Origin of the sequence: Microbacterium atlanticum, from assembly GCF_015277815.1 — a bacterium.
Lineage (GTDB): Bacteria > Actinomycetota > Actinomycetes > Actinomycetales > Microbacteriaceae > Microbacterium > Microbacterium atlanticum.
On sequence record NZ_CP063813.1, the window covers coordinates 2,874,242 to 2,893,265 of the forward strand.

The 19,024-nt window shown below is 67.1% G+C and carries 15 protein-coding genes and 1 pseudogene; 7 read left to right on the forward strand and 9 right to left on the reverse strand.

What is annotated here, in order from left to right; all coding sequences use genetic code 11:
• Positions 1–6: 6 nt before the first annotated feature.
• A complete protein-coding gene (locus IR212_RS13205) occupies positions 7–558 on the reverse strand; it encodes a TetR/AcrR family transcriptional regulator (RefSeq protein ID WP_194396347.1) in 552 nt (183 codons plus the stop codon).
• Positions 559–597: 39 nt separating this feature from the next.
• On the opposite strand from IR212_RS13205, the gene IR212_RS13210 reads away from it, so the two are divergent.
• From IR212_RS13210 to IR212_RS13235, 6 genes are all read left to right on the forward strand, one after another.
• Positions 598–1,074: an NIPSNAP family protein gene (locus tag IR212_RS13210; protein WP_194396348.1), complete on the forward strand. Its 477-nt coding sequence runs from the start codon at positions 598–600 to the stop codon at positions 1,072–1,074.
• Positions 1,075–1,149: 75 nt separating this feature from the next.
• Entirely contained in the window at positions 1,150–2,493 is a 1,344-nt protein-coding gene (locus IR212_RS13215; RefSeq protein ID WP_194396349.1) for a hypothetical protein, read from the forward strand.
• A 63-nt stretch (positions 2,494–2,556) separates the two neighbouring features.
• Positions 2,557–3,870, forward strand: a complete 1,314-nt coding sequence (locus IR212_RS13220; RefSeq protein WP_228479319.1) for an NtaA/DmoA family FMN-dependent monooxygenase — start codon at positions 2,557–2,559, stop codon at positions 3,868–3,870.
• Positions 3,871–3,879: 9 nt separating this feature from the next.
• Positions 3,880–4,866: an NAD-dependent epimerase/dehydratase family protein gene (locus IR212_RS13225; protein WP_194396350.1), complete on the forward strand. Its 987-nt coding sequence runs from the start codon at positions 3,880–3,882 to the stop codon at positions 4,864–4,866.
• Positions 4,867–4,887: 21 nt separating this feature from the next.
• Positions 4,888–6,300, forward strand: coding sequence for an FAD-binding oxidoreductase (locus IR212_RS13230; RefSeq protein WP_194396351.1), 1,413 nt, complete (start codon positions 4,888–4,890; stop codon positions 6,298–6,300).
• 8 nt (positions 6,301–6,308) lie between these two features.
• A complete protein-coding gene (locus IR212_RS13235) occupies positions 6,309–6,827 on the forward strand; it encodes an NADPH-dependent FMN reductase (RefSeq protein WP_194396352.1) in 519 nt (172 codons plus the stop codon).
• A 161-nt stretch (positions 6,828–6,988) separates the two neighbouring features.
• On the opposite strand, the gene IR212_RS13240 is transcribed toward IR212_RS13235, so the two are convergent.
• The 6 genes and pseudogenes from IR212_RS13240 to ribB form a co-directional block, all read right to left on the reverse strand.
• Positions 6,989–7,360 (reverse strand): nuclear transport factor 2 family protein, encoded by a 372-nt coding sequence (locus tag IR212_RS13240; protein WP_194396353.1) that lies wholly within the window; start codon positions 7,358–7,360, stop codon positions 6,989–6,991.
• Between the two features lie 187 nt (positions 7,361–7,547).
• Complete coding sequence (gene surE / locus IR212_RS13245; protein ID WP_194396354.1) at positions 7,548–8,597, reverse strand: 5'/3'-nucleotidase SurE; 1,050 nt, start codon at positions 8,595–8,597, stop codon at positions 7,548–7,550.
• Between the two features lie 192 nt (positions 8,598–8,789).
• A complete protein-coding gene (locus IR212_RS13250) occupies positions 8,790–10,190 on the reverse strand; it encodes an FAD-binding oxidoreductase (protein WP_194396355.1) in 1,401 nt (466 codons plus the stop codon).
• A gap of 74 nt (positions 10,191–10,264) precedes the next feature.
• Entirely contained in the window at positions 10,265–11,728 is a 1,464-nt protein-coding gene (locus IR212_RS13255; protein ID WP_194396356.1) for an FAD-binding oxidoreductase, read from the reverse strand.
• A 242-nt stretch (positions 11,729–11,970) separates the two neighbouring features.
• Entirely contained in the window at positions 11,971–13,455 is a 1,485-nt protein-coding gene (locus IR212_RS13260; protein WP_194396357.1) for an APC family permease, read from the reverse strand.
• A 196-nt stretch (positions 13,456–13,651) separates the two neighbouring features.
• Positions 13,652–14,275: pseudogene (gene ribB / locus IR212_RS13265) on the reverse strand (3,4-dihydroxy-2-butanone-4-phosphate synthase); the annotation flags it as partial.
• A 203-nt stretch (positions 14,276–14,478) separates the two neighbouring features.
• Here ribB and IR212_RS13270 point away from each other — a divergent pair.
• Positions 14,479–15,432: an aldo/keto reductase gene (locus tag IR212_RS13270; protein WP_194396359.1), complete on the forward strand. Its 954-nt coding sequence runs from the start codon at positions 14,479–14,481 to the stop codon at positions 15,430–15,432.
• Positions 15,433–15,579: 147 nt separating this feature from the next.
• Here IR212_RS13270 and IR212_RS13275 read toward each other — a convergent pair whose 3' ends face one another.
• Positions 15,580–16,326 carry an SDR family oxidoreductase gene (locus IR212_RS13275; protein WP_194396360.1) on the reverse strand — a complete coding sequence of 249 codons (747 nt, stop codon included), beginning with the start codon at positions 16,324–16,326 and terminating at the stop codon, positions 15,580–15,582.
• A gap of 203 nt (positions 16,327–16,529) precedes the next feature.
• Positions 16,530–18,818 carry a molybdopterin-dependent oxidoreductase gene (locus IR212_RS13280; RefSeq protein ID WP_194396361.1) on the reverse strand — a complete coding sequence of 763 codons (2,289 nt, stop codon included), beginning with the start codon at positions 18,816–18,818 and terminating at the stop codon, positions 16,530–16,532.
• Positions 18,819–19,024: the final 206 nt, after the last annotated feature.

The following is a 19,024-nucleotide window of genomic DNA, read 5'->3' on the forward strand; positions in this document are numbered from 1 at the left end:
CGCAGGTCAGCGGTCTCGGGCGATCGGCTCCTGCAGCATCCGGTCGATCTGCGCGACGATCTGCGCCACGTTCTGCAACGCCTCCGGACGCTCCAGGCGCACCTCGAACCACAGGCGATCGGCCGCCATGCGCGCGGTGATGAAACGCCCGCGCACCTCGTCAGGCAGCTCAGGCGGCACGGCCAGCCATCGAGTGAACCAGGACGTGGTCGGGCCCGAGAGCCGGTCCCGGTAGAGACGTTCGGCGAAGAGTCTCAGCTCCCACGGGAGCGCCGGCGCACCGACCAGGTGCGCGTACGCGCTGATGCGATCGGCGATCGGCGCGTCCTCCAGCGACCCACCGAGCGCGTCGCGCAGTTTGCCGCGCCACAGCTCGAGAACATGTTCGGATGCCGCCTCGCGAAGAGCGTCCTTCGTCGGGAAGTGGTACATCACGCCCTGCTTCGTCAATCCGCACGCACGCGCGATCGCATCCAGACTGATGTCGCGCCCGTCAGCGCGCACCAGCAGTTCCAGGGCGGCGTCGAGGATCTCGGCGCGGGCATTCGGTCTGACCACCGGACCGCCTCCTCTCCTTACGAACGTATCCTTCCTGCCATGCAGACCGCAGGCATCGGCGTCCGATCGCGCGATTGTGCAGGTGCCCATACCCGCGAGCCGATTTCGGCCGTCCGGCCGACTCATTCTCGGCCGGTCCGCGAGACGCTCGTGAGCGTCGATCCTCGCATCGCGCGACATCGGCGTCACGACCCAGAGAGGACCCTTTTGGCCATCCAGCTTCGCCGCTATCAGTTCGCACCCGGCACCCTGAAGGACTTCTTGCCCCACTTCACGGCGCGCGCTGTTCCGCTGCGGGCCAGTTACGGCTTCGCTGTCGTGTTCGCCTATGCCGACCACGTCAACGAACAGTTCGTCTGGGCGGTTGAGTACCCGGGAAGCGCGGAGGACCTGCGGGAGCAGGAAGCCAAGTATCTGGCGGATCCGAAGTGGGCTGAGCAGATCGGCGCGGTCATCGGTGGGATCACGACGGATCTCAGCGAGGTCGTCGAACCGGTCTGGCCGCCTGAGGACTGACGCCTCCGCCGACCCTGTTCGCTTCTGAAACCCGGCGGCCGCACATGCTCGGCCGCTTCACCCAAGGCAGGAACCATGAGTTTGGATCAGAGTGAGAATCTGGCGGATGCGATCGCGCAGGCGGAGTATCTGGCGGATCAGCCGGAGTTCCTGCATCTGTATGCGAAGACGAATGTGCCGGGTTATCAGGGGTATGGGGAGACCAAGCCTGGTGACAAGGTGATGATCGCGATTGATTCGACGGTGCATCTGGCGGCGCCGTTGGCGATCGCGAAGGTGTTGCGGGAGCGGGGGGCGAAGGTCGACATCATCATCGCTGATGGTGGGGTGGATCGTCCGATCACGGAGACCGATGAGCTGGATGCGAACATTCGCCGGGAGCCGTGGAAGGGCCATGAGGACACGTATCGGCCGCGCCGGTATCTGGAGATGCCGTGGGTGCGCAAGGTGGTCGAGTGGCGCAACTATGACCTGCTGATCCAGGGGCGGGCGTTCCCGATCGCGGCGGACTTCCGGTGGGAGGGGCATGCGTGGCAGCTGGAGGAGCAGTTCCTCGACAAGTCGAACAACTTCCCGCGGCCGTTGCATGACCTGATCAACCAGAAGGCGTGGGATCCGGTGTGGTCGCGCGGCAAGGGCGCGAAGGTGCGGATCACCGACAAGGAGGGCACCGACTTCTCGTACACGCTGCTGCCGGACTACTGGACCACGGAGGGCACCTGGTTCGCGGAGGACCCGTGCATCGGGCATCTGATGTATCACCCGGGTCCGCCGATCAACGCGCTGCAGGACGCGGAGGGTGTGATCAAGGGCACGCTCACGCACTTCTCCAAGCCGTTCCCGCAGCTGACCGCGACGCTCGAGGCGGGGAAGATCACCCGGGTCGAGGGGGGCGGCGCGTACGGCGAGGGGTGGCGTGCGCTGCTGGAGGAGACCGAGGAGCTGCAGTACGACCAGTTCCCCGGGAAGGGGCTGTTCTGGCTGTGGGAGGTCGCCGTGGGCACGAACCCGTGGGTGCGGCGCCCGTCGCGGATCGACATGGTCTCCACCGGCGGCACGGAGTGGGAACGGTACCGGTCCGGGGTGATCCACCTCGGGTTCGGGACCGCGGGCCCGTCCGAGGCGGAGAACAAGGCCGGTGAGCTGGGCTGGCCGTACGGGCACGTGCACATGCACCTGATGTGGCCGACCGTGGAGATCACCCACGAGGACGGCACCGTCGAGGTCCCCATCCGGGACGGCCGCCTCGCCGCGCTGGACGACCCCGAGGTCCGCGCGCTGGCCGCCCAGTACGGCGACCCCGAAGAACTCCTCGACCGCCAATGGGAACCCCAGATCCCCGGCATCAGCATCCCCGGCGACTACACCGCCTACGCCCAGAACCCCGCCCCCTGGCACCTCGGCACCCACACGCTCTGAGTCGAGAGGCACACGACGACTCCGACGACCGCGGCCATCCCGCCGCAGGAAGGCCCCACAACGATGCCGAACAACCGTTACATGCGCTTCGTGGCGATGCTGATGACCGGACCCACGCAGCACCACACCGCTGCGTGGCGACACCCCGAGTCCGTCAACGCTCACCTTGACCCGCAATGGTGGCAGGAGATCGCACGGACACTCGAACGAGGGCACTTCGACGGACTGTTCCTGGCCGACACCCTCACGTTCGGCAACACGGGAATCGCCGACAAGGGCGGACAGATCGCCCTGCTCGATCCCCTTCCGCTGATCGCTCTGATGGCACAGGCGACGTCGCGGATCGGTCTGGGCGTGACCGTGTCGACGACCTTCATCCCGCCGTACGCGATCGCCCGCGCTCTGTCGACGCTCGATATCATCAGTGGCGGACGCCTCGCCTGGAACGTCGTGACCTCATGGAACGAGGGCGAGGCGAAGGCGATGGGCCAGGACACGCTGCCCCCGCGCGAGGCTCGCTACCAGCGCGCTCACGAGATCCTCGAGCTCTGCATGAAGTTCTGGAGCTCCTGGAATGGCGCCCAGGTGATCGCCGACAAGGCCTCGGGGCGGTTCATCGAGACGTCGGCGATCGATCCCATCGCGTTCGAGGGCGAGTTCGTGGCGGCATCCGGCTACTTCTCGACCCCGCCCGCACCGCAGGGGCACCCCGTCATCATGCAGGCAGGATCGTCGCCTGCAGGCCGTGACTTCGCCGCCCGCTGGGCGGAGCTCGTCTTCACGCTGCAGAACGATCTCGAGGACATGCAGGCGTTCTACACCGATATGAAGACGCGCACCGCGGACTACGGTCGCGAACCCGGCGAGCTCGCGATCCTCACCTCTATCGATCCCATCATCGGTGAGACGAGCGAGATCGCGCGCGAGAAGCAGGAGTACATCAACAGCCTGGTCGAATGGGATGTCGCGGTCGCGACGATCAAGAATCACCTCGGGATCGATATCCGCGAACTCCCGCTCGACAAGCCGGTGAGTTCTCTGACGGATGACGCCCTCTCGATCGGAGCGCTCGAGGTGCTCATCAAGGGCGCGCAGCGCGAGAATCTGACGCTGCGCGAGGCGGCATTCCGCTATGCGACGAGCGACCTCACCCCGCAGGTCGTCGGAACGCCGGAGGAGGTCGCCGATCAGCTCGAGGCGTACTTCACCGCCGACGGCTGCGACGGATTCATCGTCACGCCGACTCAGATGCCCGGCACGTTCGAGGCGTTCACGCGCTCGGTGATGCCCATCCTGCAGAAGCGTGGATTCATCGACCCCGGCCTCGACGGCCGGACATTCCGCCGGCACCTGCGCGCCACTCCTGCTGCGAACTGAGAGAAGAACATGAAAGTACTCGTCACCGGCGGCCTCGGCGTCAACGGCTCTTGGGTGACCCGCGAGCTCATCGAGCGCGGCCATGTCCCGGTCGTGCTCGAGACGCGCGACGACACCTCGCTGCTCCCCGATCTCGCGGGGAAGTTCCCGATCGTGATCGGCGACATCATGGACCTCGACGGGATGACCACCATCCTGCGTGACCACGAGATCGACGCGATCGTCCATCTCGCCGCGCTCATGCCCCCGCGGTGCCAGTCCGATCTGAGACTGGGTTTCGACGTGAACGCCCTCGGCGCGGTGAACGTCTTCGAGGCAGCGAAGCTCGCCGGCGTCAAGCGCGTCGTCTTCACGAGCTCCAAGTCGGCGTACGGGCGGGTGCCCGTGGGCCCCCATACCTATCCGACCTACGAGCCGATCTCCGAGGACCACACCTGCGACCCGGTCATCGCGTACGACGTCGGGAAGCTGGCCGCGGAAGGCATGGCCGCGAACTACCGCCGCGAGCACGGTCTCGAGATCGCGTCGCTGCGGTTCGGGACGATCCTCGCCCCGGGCAAGCTCGCCCGACACGGCGAGGTCGCCCTGCTCAGTCGCATTCTCGAGAACGCGCTAGCCGGTGAACGCACCGTGATCGAGCGCGGGGGCGATGAGGTCGACGACATCATGTTCGTCGCCGACGTGGTGGCCGGCATCGTCGCGGCCCTCGAAGCGCCGAAGGTGCCGAGCCCGGTCTACAACATCGCCACCGGCATCGGAACGTCGCTGTACGAGTTCGCCGACGCCGTGCGGCGTGCGGTTCCAGGAGCACAGATCGAGATCGGTCCGGGTCTGGACTACTACGGATACGACGTCACCTATTACACGGTGTCGGACATCACCCGGGCCCGCACGGAACTCGGATACGAGCCTGCCTACGGCATCGATGACGCCATCGGCGCCTACATCGACGCCGCGCGCCGGCTCCGTGCAACGGAATCGATCGCCACGATCTGAGCGCCCGAAGAGGAAGTTCGCATGACCTACGCCGATACGTTTGAGATCACATTCACCGGAGAGATCCTCCGTCCCGGCGATCCCAGCTACGAAGAGCGCCGGTTCGGCTACAATCGCCGGTTCCCGAGTGCTCCCGCCGTGATCGCTCGCCCGCGCACCACAGCGGACATCTCTGCTGCGGTCATCTACGCCCGTGAGATGGGGTGGGAGTTCGCCGTTCGCGGGGGCGGACATCACACTGGTGGGATCAGTGCGACAGATGGCCTCCTTCTCGACATGGGACTCATGAACGAGGTGAAGGCTGACCCGGAGACGGCAACGCTGCGCTTGCAGGGTGGTGCCCTCATGGGCGCAGTGCAAGCCGAAGCCACCCGCATCGGAATGGGGGCTGCCCTCGGTGTCAACTCCACCCCGGGGATCGGCGTCATCATCGGCGGTGGACTCGGATATCTTTCCCCGAAGCACGGGTGGGGCTGCGACAACATCGTCAGCGCCGAACTCGTCACTGCGAATGGTGACGTGGTCCATGTATCCGCGGAGAGCCATCCTGAACTGCTGCGAGGCGTGCGGGGCGCGGCGGCGAACTTCGGTGTCGTGAGCTCGCTCGAAATCGCTCTGCACACCGTTCCCGCCACGGTTCTCGCCGGTGGGATGCTGTGGGTGGGACGTGAACGCGCGCGTGCCGCGATCGAGTGGCTGCGATCGTTCCGGGAGACCGCATCCGAGGACCTCGCGTTCTACGCGACGTTGGAGTGGGTCGGCGGATCGCGAGGGGTTCCCGCCGATCTGGTCGGCCAGCCCGGCCTGAGCATCATCGTGTGCCACGTCGGCGAGGCCGCGGCAGCCGCGTCCGAGATCGGTGAGATCCGCCGCACCATTCCGGCCGATCTGGACGACGTCCGCCAAATGACTTTCCTCGCCGTGCACGGCTCCATGGAGGACATGATCACAGAGCGCGGCGAGTACAAGGCGGAAGACGACGAGGTGCTGACGTCGCTGAGCGATGAGGCGCTCGACGCCCTGTTCGCCGGCCTCGATCTGTTGTCGAGTGCTCCGGATGCGACGACGGAACGCGCGATCCAGCTCTACCCGGAGGCCTGCGCGATCGCACGGGGCGACGTCGCGACGAGCGCGCTGGGTGTTCGCGGTGCGACCCAGTGGGCGGTGCACAGCGGTTCGTACTTCTCGGATCTCGCGCACACCGACGACGAGCAGGGCTGGGCCTCCGGCGTCGTGGCCTCGGTACGTGCGACCCCCGCGGGAACCGGCAGCCCGGGCACCGTGAACTGGATCGGCGTCATGACGCCGGAACGCGCGCGCGCCGCCTATGCGAACACCTACGACGATCTGGCCGCGCTCAAGGCGGTGTGGGACCCGACGAACTTCTTCCGCCGCAACGCCAACATCGTCCCGGCAGGCGGTTCCGAGCGGTGACCCTCCGCGTGACCGTCGTGGTCGGCAACCCCAAGCCGATGTCGCGGACTCGTCATGTGGCCGAGGCGCTGGTGGCAGAACTACTGACGCCCGACGCTTACGAGTCGACGGTGCTCGAACTCGCCGACTACGCCGACCGGCTGTTCGATTTGTCGGCCGAGGACGTCGCGGCGTGGAACCGAGCGGTGGCCGAGAGTGATCTGGTGGTGTTCGCCTCGCCCACGTACAAAGCCACCTATTCCGGGCTGCTGAAGGCATTCCTCGACCGCTACCCATCGAACGGTCTTGCGGGGGTCGTCGCGATCCCGTTGCACACCGGCGCCGATGCCCAGCACTCCCTCGGCGCGAACGTCAGCCTGAGCCCCTTGCTCACCGAGCTCGGCGCAGTCGTGCCCGGCCGGGGCCTGTACGTGCCGATGACGCAGTACGAAGAGCTCGACAGCGTCGTGCGGGAGCTCGCCGCGACATACGGGATCAACATCGCCCGCGTCGCTGGGCTCGCTGACGCCGTCAGCCGCTCGACCTGACCGTCCCGGCGTCCCGCAGCTCAGCACCATCCCGCTTCACGGCAGCAGAAGCGCTGCCAGACGCCGATCCGGCGGCGTTTGCGCGGAGATCGATGTCCGCGAAGTGCGAACTCCTGTGAAAACGGACGGACGCACCGGAGTTCGCCCCTCACATGCGTTCTTCACTCAAACCGGGCGTCCGCCGGATCCGCTGCCCACACCAGCTCCCACATACGCACGATCAGCCCGTCGCGGTACTTGACGACGAACAGCGTCTCGTTCGCGCGGGGCGCCTCACCCACACGGGTCGTCGTGAGCCAGAACCGTCCGGCGACACCGTCGGGCGATTCGACCCACGCCTCCTCATCGAACTCGACCGTGGTCTCGATCGTGCGCTCGTAGACCGCCTCGTGCCCTGAGCGCACCACTTCGAAGTCCTGCACCTGACCGTTGAAAGACAGTTGCAGATCAGGATGGAAGTACTCGCCGAAACGCGCGGCATCGCGGGCGATGGAGACGTTCTCAAACATTTCGCGCAGCTTCTCGATGTACATACCGCCATCGTGACGAACCGACGACCTGTGCGCACTCCCGCGTTCCGCTGGTCAATCCACACGGAAAGCGCCCCCATGCGTCAAGCGCGGTGAGGGCTCCGAGGTCGGGTTCGATCACCTCCTCGGTGTCGGGTTCGCCGACGCGGCATGCGGCGACATCGTTCCCCGGCGATAGTCAGTCGAGGCGTCACTTGGTGAGCTTGAGCGCCTTCAGCCATCGCGGATCGGTCGTGCGGTCCACCGAGATCGCGCCGATGCTGATGTCGCCGTCGAGAAGCGCCGCGGTATCGGAGTCGCGGTCGATGTTCGCTCCGGTCTCGAGGTAGGTGAAGGTGTAGCCGCCGCTGCCGTCAGTGACGTACGTGAGGTTGCCGAGGGGCGCATCGCCGACCTCGGTCCATCGCGCGGAGGGCGTCTCACCGTCCGTGATGTTCGGGACGTTGATGTTGAGGAGCACCCCGTCCAGGCCGAGCTGCTCCGCGCGATGGCGGTCGAACAGCCGAGCGGCCGTCGCAGCGGCGAAGTCGGCGGCAACCTCGTAGGTGCGGTCGGTCGGCGGATAGTAGCTGTTGGCCGGGCCGTCTGCACTGACCGCGATCGCCGGTACGCCGTACTCCGTCGCTGTGGTCGCCGCGCCGATGGTGCCGGACATATTCACGTAGATGTCCGTATTCGACCCGGAGTTGATTCCTGTGAACACCAGGTCGGGACCGTCAGACCACCCGGACAACCCGGGCAGGAACGCCCGCAGGGCAACTTCGATCGTGTCCGCCGGCGTCGCCGACTCCGTCTCCGGCGCGCATTGCGCAGCGGCGCAGACGCCGAGCACGAGGCCTTGCGAAGGTGCGTCTCGGCAATCATCCTCGAAGCCGACCGGAAAGACTGTCGGAGCCGCCAACGAGACGCGCGGCGCCACCGAAACGGATCGGCCCTTGCCGCTCTGCTGCTGCCACGGAGCGATCACCACGACGTCGGCACCCGCTTCACACAGCGCCTCGCGGAGCAGATAGAGTCCGCGACCGTCGGACCCGTCCGCCTCTGCCGCCTGCACCGAGTCGTCATTCGAGATCAAGATGCGCTTGCCCGCGAGTGAGCCAAGGTCATCTCTGTTGTCCGCCGGTGGCGCGGCGTACGCCGCCATCGCCGGGAGAGCGAGCCCAGCCGCGAGGATCGCTGCCACAGCGACCATTCTGACCCTACGAAAAGCGCCAGCAGTGCGTTGCCCGAAGCGATGCATTATTCTCCTTCGATTCCGCGAGATACCCGAACTCACGCCGTCCGCGCGCTCCGTTGCCCTCGATCGTGGGCATCACGGTAGTGCTCGCCCGCGACGCCCACCGGCCATCATCTCGGTGATCGGACCGGAATCGCTCTGCCGCCTCTCCGTCGCAGCCGGCCGGTCAGAGCCGGCGCAGGGACGAGCCGCGGCTCATGCCCGCCACACGCCGGCGTTGAGGATGCCGGCCGGGTCGAACGCGCCGCGCAGCGCCTCGACCGCACCGCGATACTCCGCGCTCCACGCAGCGGCTGCGAGTTGCGACGACGTGCCCTGATGGAACTCCGTGGATGCTCCGCGCCGCGTGAGGAAGCGCACGCAGTCGTGCATCAGCTCCACCACAGCGAGGGAGTCCTCCGGCTGCTGCGCCAGAACGAGACTGAGGCTCGTGTACACGGCGTGGCGGGTGTGCGGGGCGTAGTAGGGCTGGACCGAGATCAAGGCCCCCAAGCCCAACTCCTCCGCGCGCGAGCCCGCATGGGCCGCCAGGTCGCGGTAGAGCTTACGAAAGCCGGCACGGGGCGCGACGAAGGCGACGATCTCACGCCGCCTGTTCAGGAAGACATCCGCCCAGGCTCCCCCGGGCTCGCCCATCGCGATAGCTTCGAGACGGTATTCCTCCGGTCCTGCCTCTCCGCCCCAGCGCGTCGCCACACGCTCGATCGCCGCGGTCTTGCGTTCGAGCGCCTCACGCCCGCCCGCCTCGACACGGGCGATCAGCGTCCACTGCGGCCGAGGCGAAACGCCCACCGATGCGTACGGAATGTCGACGAGACCCATGAGCTCCGTCATCGCTCCCCACGCGGCATCCTCACCGGGAAAGACCCAAGCCGCACCGCCTGTGGCGGGCGGCAGCGGTTCGAGGCACAGCGTCGCCTCGACCTTGACGCCGAGGATGCCACCGTCCCCCAAGAAGACACCCGTCAGGTTCGGGCCGCCGAGCCCCGGGAAGGTGTCGTGAGCAGCGTGGACGTTCGACCCGCCGGCGCCGGTGCGCAGCAGAGCCCCGGTGGGCAGCGCCACGACAAGCCCCGCCACGCTCTGGACGTTCCCACCGGTGACGGAGCTCCGCGCCGGCACTCCCCCGCCCACCACACCGCTGAGCGCGCCGCCGAGGGTCGTGCGGCGGACGGGAACAGCCACCGTCTGCACGCGGAGGCCGGCTTCCGCCACGATGCGCGTGAGTTCGCTGTTCAGGACCCCTGCCTGCGCGGTCACCGTCAGATTCTCGGCGTCGACCGCGAGCACGCGGTCGAGCCGTCGCGTCTCGATCACGGTGACGTGGTCTGCGTCGGAGAAGGCGAAGCCGGACACCGAGAATCCCGCGCCGCGCGTCACCACAGCCGTGCGCTGCTGCGTCGCCACGGCGAGCGCCGCAGCGACCTCCTCCGGCGTGCCCGGACTGACAACGATCGCGGGAGCGCTCGCAGGCGTGTGTCCGTGCCCGCGCCCGAATTCTGACAGGTCGTCGCCCGGATCGGAGACCCGCACGTGCGCGGCGCCAACGATCCCGGCGAACTTCTCGACGAGGGGGGAGCTCACTTGCGTCTGCATGACAAACCTCGGATCGGCTGATCATCACGAGGGCGATCCGCGCGCGGATCGCCCTCGTGATGATCAGGGTGGCGTCAGGGAACGATGTTCTGGTTCATCCTGAACAGGTTCTGCGGGTCGTAGGTGCGCTTGACTTCGCGCAGGCGCTCATAGACCGAACGGCCATACGCATCGCGCACCAGGTCCTCGCCGAGGTCGCCGGTGAAATTGAGGTACTGGTTCTTCGTGGAGAAGTACCCCTCGATGCTGCTCCAGTAGTCATGAGCCCACTGCACGTTCTCGTCGCGCTCGTGCGCCTCCTCCCACCGGATCTCGGTGACCGCGCGCCACGGCTCCTTGTTCCGCGGGAACGGCACGTCGTCCCCGGCGCGTGACATGGCTCCGCCCCAGTAGCCGAGCGTCATGAACGTGTGGTTCGACTTCTTCGTGAGCCAGCCGTTGAAAGCCGTTTCGAGGAACTCGTCGCTGAGGTCGTCGAGCACGCCGTACTTGTAATAGGTGTTGAAGCCGTGGCGCAAGAACTCGTCGTACTGCGTCTGCAGAACGGCGTACGGCAGCCATTCGGCCTCGACGACCATGTCGTCGGGCGAGAAGGCCAGGAGCTCGGCGAGAGCGTCATCGAGATCCTTCGGGTCACCGCTGAAGCAGAGCGACATGGAGATCACGGCCTGGTCGCTCAGCGAGCCATCCTCCTCCTCGGTGTGCCAGGCGATCACCTCGGTGGTGAGCTCCTCAACCTGGCGCGGGCCCCACTCCCGGTAGAACTTCAACAGATCGATCGCCTTCTCGATCGGCCAGCTGATCTGCCCTCCGTAGACGAGCGGGCCCACCTCGAAGAGCTGAAATTCGAACAGCGTCACAACGCCGAAGTTGCCACCGCCGCCACGCAGACCCCAGAAGAGGTCGGGGTTCTCATCCTTCGAGGCGTTCAGCAGCCGACCGTCAGCGGTGACGACCTGTGCCGAGATCAGGTTGTCGACGGTGTACCCGAAGCGGCGAGCGAGCCAGCCCCACCCTCCGTTGAGTGTGAGGCCTGCGACGCCCGTGTTGGAGATCTGTCCCCCGACCGTGGCCAGCCCGAACGCTTGCGACTCGTGGTCGAGCTCGCCCAGGAGCGCGCCACCCTCGACGCGCGCGGTCTTGCGGACGGGGTCGATCTGGATTGCGCGCATACGCGAGAGATCGAGGATGATTCCGTCGTCCACCGTCGACAGTCCCGGGATGCTGTGACCGCCGCACCTCGGAGTGATGGGCAGGTCGTGCTCGCGGGCGAAGTTCACGGTGGCGACGACGTCGGCGGCTCCGGCCGCCTCGACGATGGCGAGAGGGTAGCGCTGGTGCATCGCATTCCACACCTGGCGTGCAGTCTCGTAGTCCGCATCGCCCTTGCGGATGAGCCTGGCTCCTTCACGCACCACGCCGTCGCCCAGTCCGTGGAAGGTCTTTGTCGGCCGCAGTTCGGCGGCGAACTCCGCCCAGTCGGTGTCGGTGATGCTGCTGGCGGTGGTGGTGCTGGTGGCGAGTAGTTCAGTGACCACGGTGGCAGGACCTTTCGTGTCTGTCGCGAGTACCGGCGTCCGCCTCGATCGAGGAGCCCGGAGATCGACGGATCCGCACGTCGCGTGAGTTGCACTCAGTTCTAGCGACGGTGAGCGGGCGGGCTGAATGTCCAGGTGGCCTATCACGAGGGCCACCGTCTCGTCGTTCGTATGGATTCTGCTCATCGCGGAGGAGAAGACCACCCGGGCAGTCCGGCTGGCGGACCGGCTGCCCGAACCGCTCACTCGCGCCCGATGCGCGCGTAGACGTCTGGTCGCTTGCGCTTGTACACCGACGCCATGATGATGCCGAGGACCACAAGCCCGTAGACGACCCCGAGGCAGATGGCTACGACGATCGGACCTGCGGTGATCATCTGATCGATATTGATCGTCGCCAGCACGATCGAGATGCTCAGGCCGACCAAGGCGAGAATCGGAGCGATCAGGCGGTGCCACGCAGTGACTCCCTCGGGCCGGGTGCGGTTGAGGAAGACGATCGCGGCGATCGTGACAAGCGCGAGCATCACCAGCAGGGCGTACCCGCCGGCCCCGCTCACCTGCGGATAGATGAACTCGGCGGCGCCGCCGAAGAACGCCAACAGCACCTGAGTGCCGAGGAGGATGACACCCGTCACGATCGAGGCGCGGTGCGGCGAGCGCTGGACCGCGTGCACCGAGGCGAGCGCTCGGGGCAGGATGCCGTCGTGCCCCAGGTTGTAGAGGTACCGCGAGATGGTGTTGTATCCCGCCAGGAGACCGGCGAATAGGCTCGTCACGGTAAGGATGTTGAACAGGTCGCGACCGATCACCCCGAGGTACATCTCGGCGGAGTCGAGGAACGCCCCCAGAGGGTTCGCCTGCGCGGCGGCGACGACGTTGTCGGGACCGAGCGCCACGATGAACGCGTAGGCCGAGACCGTGTACAGAACGCCGATGACGATGATCTGCATGTACACCGCGCGGGGAATCGTCTTGTCGGGATCCTTGACCTCCTCGCGGAAGATCACGGAAGCCTCGAAGCCGCTGAGCGACAGCATGCCGAACAGGAGCGCGAGGCCGATGCTGCCGGAGAAGATGTTCTCGGCGAGGAACGGCGCGGACGTCAGGCCCGACTCACCGCCCTGCGAGAGCACGACGACGTCATAGACGACGACGAGAATCACCTCGGCGATCAGGAACACCGTGAGCAAACGCGTGGACAACTCGAGGCGCACATAGCCCAGTACGCCGAAGAAGATCAGAAAGACGATCGAGTACACCCACCACGGAGCCGGGGGGCCACCCCAACTGCTCACCAGTGACGCCGTCGCGAAGCCGAGGAACGAGAGCCCGCCCGCGCAGATGGCGAAGTACTGCGCCGTTGCGAGATATCCCACTCCGAGTCCCAGGTGCTTGCCGAGGCCCGCGGTGATGAGGGCGTAGAAGCCGCCGGGGCGCGGCAGATGGCGGGCGAAGGCAGTGAACCCGACCGCGAACAACAGGGCGATGACGGCGACGACGACGTACGTCCACGGCGCACCGACACCGTTGCCGTAGGCGACGACCACCGTGACGTAGCCGGTGACGATAGCGATCGGTGCGTTGTAGGCGAGCGTCGTGAAGGCCAGCCCCCACGTGCCCATGTTGCCCGACAGGGCGCTCTGCTCCCTCGGCTGGCCTCCCACGGCGAGCGGCATCGCCGTCGGGTCGTGTTCCAGCGTGGAGGGATTCGGGTCGGTGCTCAAGAGTGCCTCCTTCGGCAAGCGGCGTTGCGCCCATGTGCCGAAAAGCATGGGACGGTGGCGCCTTACTCGATATGGCCGATCGTCGGAAGCAGGCGGCGGTGTCGTGGACGGACGGCCCACTCCCCGGTGCGCAGAGCCGCGCTGCCCTCTGACTTCAGGGCAAGGTGGACGGCTGCCGGAGCGGCGCGAACGATTCCGCCGGTTCCTCAGCCGCGATCCCGTTCAGATGATCGATCAGCTGCGCGATCGTGATGACGGGGATGCCTTCGCGCGCCCCGAACCGGAGGAGCTGAGGGAGCCGCATCATCTCCCCGTCATCGCCGACGACCTCGCCGATGACACCGACCGGCGGCAGGCCCGCAAGTCGCATCAGCTCCACGGCCGCCTCCGTATGGCCAGCACGTTGCCTGATGCCGCCGGGAACCGCTCGAAGTGGGATGACGTGCCCAGGACGGATGAGCGACCCGGGTGTGGCGTCCGGGTCGGCGAGAACATTGAGAGTGTGGGACCGATCGGCCGCACTGATTCCGGTCGTCAGGCGATCGGCAGCATCGACGCTCACGGCATACGCGGTCGCGTGGGGATCCTGGTTCACCGCGACCATCGGCGGGAGATCGAGGCGATCGGCAAGGTCAGCCGGCATGGGCGCACACAGATAGCCGCTGGTCCATCGGATCATCCACGCCAGCCACCTCGGCGTCGCGAGCTGCGCGGACATGATGATGTCTCCCTCGTTCTCGCGGTCCTCGTCATCCGCGACCACCACGGCCCAGCCCGCCTGCAGCGCTTCGATCGCCTGCGGAATGCTGTCGAGGCCCATTGCGTACCTCCTGGTTCCCTCCGGTCAGGGCGCCCCGGCGCCCGTTCCAGATCACGCTAGGCCTCGGCCGCTGCGCGAGCGGTGGCCACGTGGCTGAGGCTGAGGGGCCTCCACTGTCCATTCGGCCCCTCATCTCCTGCGGGCGATGCGCGCCGGCACTCGGCGAGCCATCATGGACGAAACCCATCGACGGAAGGCATCCAATGACACGGATCGGCACCAGCGACCTCGACATCCTCCCTCTCGTGCTCGGAGGCAACGTCTTCGGTTGGACGGTCGACCCCGAGCAGTCCTTCGCTCTCCTGGATGCCTTCCACGCCGGCGGTGGCACGCTGATCGACTCCGCCGATTCGTACTCGCACTGGGTGCCTGGCAACGTCGGCGGCGAGAGCGAGACGATCATCGGCCAGTGGCTCGCCTCCCGCAAGCCCGTCGGCGTCGCGGTGTCGACGAAGGTGAGCGGGCATCCCGCCTCGCCCGGCCTGTCGGCGAAGAACGTGCGCACCGGCGTGGAGGCCTCGCTCAAGCGCCTGGGAGTCGAGACGATCGACGTCTACTACGCGCACTACGACGACCCCGCCACTCCCCTCGAAGAAGCCGTCGGGGTCTTCGATGACCTGGTGCGGGAGGGCCTCATCCGATACCCCGCGCTGTCCAACTTCACCGGCGAGCGGATCCGGGCATGGGTGGACTGCGCCCGCGACGCCGGTCTGGCCCAGCCGATCGCGATCCAACCCGAGTACAACCTCGTCCATCGCAACGAGGTCGAGGCCGACATCATCCCGGTCGCGGAGGAACTCGAGCTGTCGCTGCTGCCGTCTTCGGGACTGGCGAGCGGCTTCCTCACGGGCAAGTATCGATCACAGGATGCCGAGGGTAGTGATTCGCCGCGGGCGGGCGACGCCGCCCGATACGCGAACGCGCAGGGGCTGCGCATCATCGACACTCTCGAAGACATCGGGCGGACGCATGGCGCATCCATCGCGGCGACGGCCCTCGCGTGGGTGCGGCATCAGCCCACGGTCGCCGCACCCCTTGCCAGCGCGTCGCGTCTCGATCAGATCGACGACCTGCTCGCCGGCGCCCGTCTCGAGCTGACGGAAGACGAGCTCGCGCGTCTGGACGACGTCTCCGACTGGACGCCCGCAGTGCCGTGACATCGCGCTGGACGATATGCCCGGCCGCCTGAGCTCTCGGAGCCGGCCGCTCTCGAAACCGGCAATGTCGTCCAGGGGTTCGACCTCGTCGGCGCCCTCAGCGGTGGCGGTTCCCCCGGCACTGACGACGGCCGGCAAGGCAGCCGGTCAGTTCTCCGTCAGGCCGGAGCCGTAGGCGAGGTAGCCGCCGTCGACGGGGAGTGTTATTCCCGTGATGAAGCGGGCGGAGTCGCTGAACAGGAACGCCACCGCATCGGCGATCTCGCTGGGCTCGGCGAAGCGGGCGAGCGGAATTCGCGCCAGCCGCTCGGAGATCTCGTCCGATGTGAGGGCCGTCATCTGGCGGTGGGTCGCAGTCGCCGCGGGCGCGACCGAATTGCACCGGATTCCGTGCGGCGCCAATTCGACGGCGAACGTCTGCGTAAGCGCGACGAGCGCCGCTTTCGTCGCTGAGTAAATCCCGGTGTTCGCGACACCGCGCATCGCATTCACGGAGCTGATGGAAACGATGCATCCACCGTGGTCGGACTTCTGCAGACTGCGAGCGGCCGCCCGCATCAGAGAGTAATGCGCCCTCACATTCACCGCGAAGGACGTGTCGTAGGTCTCCATCGAGGCGTCGGCCAGCGGCCCGTCCATGTAGTTCGACGACAGTATCGCGTTGTTCACGACACCGAAAAGGCCGGCCTCGGAGGCCGCGACCTCTTGCACGGTGGTCTCGACGGCACTGGCATCGGTCACGTCGAGGATACGGAATCCTTCGAAGTCGACATCTCGCTCAGGCGGGAGCAGATCGAGTCCTGTTACCCGAAACCCGTCACGCGCGAGAGCCGCGCAGATCTCCAACCCGATCCCTCGCGCAGCCCCCGTCACAACAACCCCGGCCTTCGACACCCGAATCCTCTACCCTCGTTCGCGTTCCACCGCACTGATCGCTGGTGCCGATCCGCGTCGTTCGCGTGGGTCCCGTCGTCGTGGTGCGCACGCCTTCCCGACGGAAGGCGTTCGTCCCATCATGAGTCATGCCCGCCCGCGGACGATCCAGACGCATGGACAGCGGCGTGCGTATCTCCCCGGCCATTTGGCCACCACCCTCGCTATCGGGCGTGATCGGGAGACGACGGGCGCCGATGCACATCCGGACGTGGCCAGTCCCGGCTGCGCGGCCGGACCTCCACACTCAGAACGGCTCCGGTCGGCCCTTGAGCGAGCGCCGAGGTCGGGATGTCGGGGGTCAGCACGTTGGGGTTCCCATGCAAACACACGCGGTCGTCCCCGGGCGACGGTGCGTACCATGCCCCCGTGGACAGCTGAACCACCCCGCGGAGCATCTGGTCGGTGATTCTCACGCCGACCACCGCCGTCCCCTGGGTGCTGACGACTTCCACGACGTCGCCGGCTGCGATGCCGCGCTCGCGTGCATCGTCGGGATGCATCGTCAGCGGTTCGCGTCCGGCGATCTTCGACCCCTTGCTCGTTCGGCCCATGTCCAGCTGACTGTGCAACCGCGTGCGCGGCTGGTTCGCGAGTAAGGTGAGGGGGAAGCGCGCATCGTCGCCGTCCGGGAAGCCGAGCCATGAGGGGTGACCCGGGCAGTCCGGCTCACCGAAAGCGTCCACCGTCGCGCTGAAGATCTCGATCCTGCCGCTCGGTGTCGACAGCCGGTGACGGTCGGGGTCCGCACGGAACTGAGCGAACTGCACCGTCGGGTCGGGATGGGGCATGACCACCTCGCCGGCGGACCAGAAGTGATCGAAGGACGGCAGGTCCGGGTGGGTCGGTGCCAGCTGCTCCGCCCATTCGTCATAGAGCCGCCGCAGCCAGCCGTCGACGGTCAGCCCCTCGGTGAACTCCTGCGCCACGCCAAGCCGACGCGAGAGCGCCGCGAACACGTCGTAGTCGTCCCACGCCTCCCCGTGCGGCGGCACGAGTCGCTTCATGGCGATCATCACTTCGTCGTTGTTCGCTGCGCCGAGATCGTTGCGCTCCACGTGCGTGGTCGTGGGCAGGACGATGTCGGCGTGCCGGGCGGTCGCGGTCCAGTGGGACTCATTCACCACGAAGGTGTCCAGTGTCCCGATGGCGCGGCGAAGCCGCGGCAGATCCTGGTGGTGGTGGAAGGGGTTGCCGCCCGCCCAATACATGAGCGATATCTCCGGGTAGACCCGTGTCTCGCCGTTGTATCGGTAAGACTCGCCGGGGTGCAGAAGCATGTCGGCGATGCGCGCCACTGGGATGAACGAGTCCGACGGGTTGCGCCCCTGCGGGAATGACGGCCATTTCGTGGTCATCCACGGGACGCCTGCGGCGGCGCTGGTGCCGTAGCCATGCGCGAATCCTCCACCCGGCAGCCCGATCTGGCCGAGGAGTGCTGCGAGGGCGACCGCAGCCCAGATCGGCTGCTCACCGAAACGCGCGCGCTGCAACGACCAGCTCACGGAGATCATCGTCCTCGTCGCTGCCATGTCACGCGCAAGCGCGCGGATCGCCTCGGCTGGGACGCCGGTCAGCGCCTGGGCCCACTCGGGATCGAACGGCCCGCCGTCGCGACCGCGCACCACGTAGTCATGGAAGACCTCCGCGCCGACGGCGTACTCGCGGAGGAAGCCGGCATCGGCCAGCCCCTCCGTCAGGAGCACATGGCTGAGGGCGAGCATCAGCGCGACATCGGACCCCGGACGCAACGGCATCCACTCGCCGAGCTCGCTGTCGGAACGGAGAGGGGTGAGTGATACCAGACGCATGCCGGCGTCGATGGCCTCTCGCAGACCGGCGTTGCTGCGGTGGCGGAGCACCCCGCCGGAGGACACCGCCGAGTTCTTTGGGGACACGCCACCGAACGCGACCATGAGTCTCGTGTGCTCGACGACCACGTCCCACGACGTCATCGTGCGGTACAGCTCCATCATGGGCCCGATCACGTGCGGCAGGATCACTTCCGAGGCGCCGAAGCTGTACGTGTTCACGGACCGCGTGTAGCCGCCCGTGCAGTTGAGGAAGCGGTGGACCTGCGACAGCGCGTGGTGGAACCTGCCCGCGCTGGCCCATCCGTACGAGCCGCCGTAGATCGCGCTCGGACCGCGCTCGGTCTGCACGCGACGGATCTCCCGGGCCACAAGATCGAGCGCCGTGTCCCAATCCACGTCCACGAACGGCTCATCGCCTCGGCCGGCCGAGCCGCCGGGTCCGTCCCGAAGCCAGCCTTCCCGGATCGCCGGACGGGTGACCCGTGCGGGATCCGTGACCATGCCGGGCAGGTTCTGGAGGATGTCCGTCGGCTCAGGGTCGCGCCGGTCGCCACGAACGGCGAGGATGTCGGCGCCGTCGGTCGTCGCCTCGTACGCACCCCAATGCGCCAACTGCGACGCCCATTCCTGTCCTGCCACTGCGACGTCCTCCGTTCGCTGCCACCACACGGCACCGCGCTCGCCTCCCACCAGCCTGTCACGTGCGATCGCGCAGGCTAGGTGGCAGTCCGCTCAGCGAGCCAGTGCCGCCAGGAGTCCCAGGCGTCTGTGGGAGCGAGCAAGCGGACGTTCGCCGATGAACCGACAGATCCGGTGATTCCGGTGGGGCGGCAGTTTCCTGCCAC

What these genes read in the sequence shown, in the direction of transcription:
- IR212_RS13210 (WP_194396348.1), top strand. Translation starts at nt 598, where the DNA reads ATGCAGACCGCAGGCATCGGCGTCCGATCGCGCGATTGTGCAGGTGCC.
- IR212_RS13215 (WP_194396349.1), top strand. Translation starts at nt 1,150, where the DNA reads ATGAGTTTGGATCAGAGTGAGAATCTGGCGGATGCGATCGCGCAGGCG.
- IR212_RS13220 (WP_228479319.1), top strand. Translation starts at nt 2,557, where the DNA reads ATGCCGAACAACCGTTACATGCGCTTCGTGGCGATGCTGATGACCGGA.
- IR212_RS13225 (WP_194396350.1), top strand. Translation starts at nt 3,880, where the DNA reads ATGAAAGTACTCGTCACCGGCGGCCTCGGCGTCAACGGCTCTTGGGTG.
- IR212_RS13230 (WP_194396351.1), top strand. Translation starts at nt 4,888, where the DNA reads ATGACCTACGCCGATACGTTTGAGATCACATTCACCGGAGAGATCCTC.
- IR212_RS13240 (WP_194396353.1), bottom strand. Translation starts at nt 7,360, where the DNA reads ATGTACATCGAGAAGCTGCGCGAAATGTTTGAGAACGTCTCCATCGCC.
- surE (WP_194396354.1), bottom strand. Translation starts at nt 8,597, where the DNA reads ATGCATCGCTTCGGGCAACGCACTGCTGGCGCTTTTCGTAGGGTCAGA.
- IR212_RS13250 (WP_194396355.1), bottom strand. Translation starts at nt 10,190, where the DNA reads ATGCAGACGCAAGTGAGCTCCCCCCTCGTCGAGAAGTTCGCCGGGATC.
- IR212_RS13270 (WP_194396359.1), top strand. Translation starts at nt 14,479, where the DNA reads ATGACACGGATCGGCACCAGCGACCTCGACATCCTCCCTCTCGTGCTC.